The 3,863-nt window shown below is 69.0% G+C and carries 1 protein-coding gene and 1 pseudogene; both read left to right on the forward strand.

The window, feature by feature from the left end; all coding sequences use genetic code 11:
- The first annotated feature begins 197 nt into the window (after window positions 1-197).
- Window positions 198-3,470: a formate dehydrogenase gene (fdh, locus tag ABZS77_RS29980; protein ID WP_354829687.1), complete on the forward strand. Its 3,273-nt coding sequence runs from the start codon at window positions 198-200 to the stop codon at window positions 3,468-3,470.
- Window positions 3,457-3,863, forward strand: a pseudogene (locus ABZS77_RS29985) (4Fe-4S ferredoxin); the annotation flags it as partial. The gene fdh and the pseudogene ABZS77_RS29985, both read left to right, overlap by 14 nt.

Genomic DNA, 3,863 nt, shown 5'->3' on the forward strand with positions numbered 1-3,863 from the left:
AACTATTGCCGTCGCGGAACACCGTTCGGCTGGAGCCGCGTCGCGCCACTCGCCGAGAGGCGACCTGCACACCGACACCAGCGCCGCCCCCGACCCACCCGGGCCGGGGGCGGCGCTGTCTGACTTCCCCCGCTCGCGAAGATGTCTCGGCTGGCCTATGTTCATGGGGTCGCTCGCGTGGGAGGGGGTGTCGGGGCATGGGTCTGCGTACCTTCATCGAGGGTTGGCCGGTCTACCGGCAGCTCACCGGCACCGACCCGTTGGGCCGGGGTGCCGCGGCGAAGTCCGACGGATCCCGCGCGCTCACCGCTCGCACCGAAACCGCCGACAGCGTGGCCCGTTCGGTGTGCCCGTACTGCGCGGTGGGTTGCGGTCAGCGGGTGTTCGTCAAGGACGGGCGGGTCAGCCAGATCGAGGGCGATCCGGACAGCCCGATCTCGCGGGGTCGGCTCTGCCCGAAGGGCTCGGCCAGTAAGAGTCTGGTGACCAGCCCGCTGCGGCAGACGAAGGTTCGCTACCGCCGTCCCTATTCGACGCAGTGGGAGGACCTGGAGCTCGACACCGCCCTCGACATGATCGCCGACCGGATGCTCGCGGCTCGTGAGCGGACCTGGGAGGACGTCGACACGCAGGGCCGGCCACTCAACCGGACGTTGGGCTTCTCCAGTCTGGGTGGGGCGACGCTCGACAACGAGGAGAACTACCTCATCAAGAAGTTGTTCACCGCGGCCGGCGCGTTGCAGATCGAGAACCAGGCGCGTATTTGACACTCCGCCACCGTCCCCGGTCTGGGGGCCAGCTTCGGTCGTGGCGGTGCGACGGATTTCCAGCAGGACATCGCCAACGCTGACGTCATCGTCATCCAGGGTTCGAACATGGCCGAGGCGCACCCGGTGGGTTTCCAGTGGGTGATGGAGGCCAAGCGTCGTGGGGCGAAGGTCTTCCACGTGGATCCGCGGTTCACCCGGACCAGCGCGGTGGCTGACGCGTACCTGCCGATCCGGGCGGGCACCGACATCGCGCTGCTCGGCGGGGTGGTGCGCTACATCCTGGACAACGAGTTGGACTTCCGGGAGTACGTGCTCGCGTACACGAACGCGGCGACGATCGTCAGCGAGGACTTCAGGGACACCGAGGACGGCGACGGGTTCTTCTCCGGCTTCGACCCGGAGACCGGCAGTTACGTGCAGGACAGCTGGCAGTACGAGGGGCATGAGGATTCCTCCGGCAGCGGGCACACCGCTCAGGAGCGGGACAGCGCCGCCGGGTTGGCCCACGAGTCGCACGGCGCGCAGGTGAGTGGGCAGACCCGGCGCGACGAGACGTTGCAGCATCCGCGCTGCGTCTACCAGATCCTCAAGCGGCACTTCGCCCGCTACACACCCGAGATGGTGGAGCGGGTCTGCGGCATCTCGCAGGAGCAGTTCCTCGAGTTGGCACGGGCGTGGACGGCGAACTCGGGCCGGGAACGCACCGGGATGCTGATCTACTCGGTGGGTTGGACGCAGCACAGCGTGGGCGTGCAGTACATCCGGACCGGCGCGATCATCCAGTTGTTGCTGGGCAACATGGGCCGCCCCGGCGGTGGGGTGATGGCGCTGCGCGGGCACGCCAGCATCCAGGGCTCCACTGACATCCCGACGCTGTTCAACCTGCTGCCGGGCTACCTGCCGATGCCGCACCACGCCGAGCACCCGAGCTTCGACGAGTGGGTGGACAGCATCCGCCACCCCGGGCAGAAGGGCTTCTGGGGTAACGCGCGGTCGTTCGCCGCCAGTCTGCTCAAGGCGTACTGGGGTGACGCGGCAACCCCGGAGAACGACTACTGCTACGGGTACCTGCCGCGGATGACCGGTGACCACGGTACGTATCAGCAGGTGCTGAACATGATCGACGGGAAGATCAAGGGGTACTTCCTGCTCGGGCAGAACCCGGCGGTCGGGTCGGCGCACGGCCGGGCGCAGCGCCTGGGCATGGCGAACCTGGACTGGCTGGTGGTTCGGGATCTGTTCATGATCGAGAGTGCGACGTTCTGGCAGAACGGGCCGGAGGTGGCGACCGGGGAGATCGTGCCGGAGGAGTGTCGTACGGAGGTGTTCTTCCTGCCCGCCGCGTCGCACGTGGAGAAGGAGGGGAGTTTCACCCAGACGCAGCGGTTGTTGCAGTGGCGGGAGAAGGCCGTCGAGCCGCCGGGCGACGCCCGCTCCGAGCTGTGGTTCTTCTACCACCTCGGGCGCAAGCTGCGCGAGAAGCTGGCCGACTCGACGCTGCCGCGCGACCGGGCGCTGCTCGACCTCACCTGGGACTACCCCACGCACGGTCCGCACGCGGAGCCCAGCGCCGAGGCGGTCCTGCGGGAGATCAACGGGTACGACGTGGCGACCGGCCGCCCGCTGTCCAGCTTCGCCGAGGCCCGCGCTGACGGTTCCACGGCGGTCGGCTGCTGGATCTACAGCGGGGTGTACGCCGACGGGGTGAACCAGGCGGCCCGGCGCAGGTCCCGACACGAGCAGGACTGGGTGGCCGCCGAGTGGGGCTGGGCGTGGCCGGCGAACCGGCGCATCCTCTACAACCGTGCGTCGGCCGACCCGGACGGCAACCCGTGGAGCGAGCGCAAACGCTACGTCTGGTGGGACGCGGACAAGGGTGAGTGGACGGGCTACGACGTGCCGGACTTCGAGAAGACGAAACCGCCGTCGTACCGGCCGCCGGCCGGCGCGTCGGGGCCGGAGGGCATCGCCGGCGACGACCCGTTCGTCATGCAGGGTGACGGTAAGGGCTGGTTGTACGCGCCGAGCGGCGTGCTGGACGGGCCGTTGCCGACGCACTACGAGCCGGTGGAGTCGCCGGTGCGTAACCCCCTCTACCGGCAGCAGGCCAATCCGACCCGCAAGATGTACGCGCATCCGGTGAACTCGGTGAACCCGAGCCCGCCGCAGGAGCACGATCAGGTGTTCCCGTACGTGTTCACGGTCAGCCGGCTCACCGAGCACCACACCGCCGGCGGCATGAGCCGTACGGTGTCGCCGTTGGCGGAGTTGCAGCCGGAGATGTTCGTCGAGGTGTCCCCGGACCTGGCCGGCGAGGTCGGGTTGACGCACCTCGGCTGGGCGCACCTGGTCAGCGGCCGCGCCGTGATCGAGGCGAGGGTGCTGGTGACGGATCGGCTCACCCCGCTGCGGGTGGACGGCCGGGTCATCCACCAGGTGTGGTTGCCGTACCACTTCGGGTTCGAGGGTCTGGTGACCGGCGACTCGGCGAACGACCTGTTCGGCATCAGCCTGGACCCGAACGTGCTGATCCAGGAGAGCAAGGTCGGCACCTGCGACGTACGGCCCGGACGCCGCCCGACCGGCCCGGCGTTGCTCGACCTGGTCACCGACTACCAACGGCGTGCGGGGATCACCCCGGGTCAGCACGCCCCGGCCGTGACCACCGACAACGAGGGGACGGGGCATGGTGCTTCCTGACCCGAACAGCCTGTACGGGCCGCTGGACCCGGCACCCGACGCCGGCTACGTGGACGCTCCGCCCCGGATGGGGTTCTTCACCGACACCAGCGTGTGTATCGGCTGCAAGGCGTGCGAGGTGGCCTGCAAGGAGTGGAACGGTGTCCCGGAGAGTGGCCTTGACCTGTTGGGCATGTCGTACGACAACACCGGGGCGTTGACGGCGAACTCGTGGCGGCACGTCGCGTTCGTCGAGCAACCCCGCACGGCCGACGTGCTCGGCGAACCGGCCCCCACCGGTCCGGGGCCGCAGTTCCTCGGGATGCCGGGGTCGCAGCCGCCGGGGCGGGGTTCGGGTGTGCAGGGGCGGACGGATTTTCGGTGGTTGATGATGTCGGATGTGTGTAAGCACTG

The sequence above is a fragment of the Micromonospora sp. NPDC005298 genome, assembly GCF_040607375.1.
Lineage (GTDB): Bacteria > Actinomycetota > Actinomycetes > Mycobacteriales > Micromonosporaceae > Micromonospora.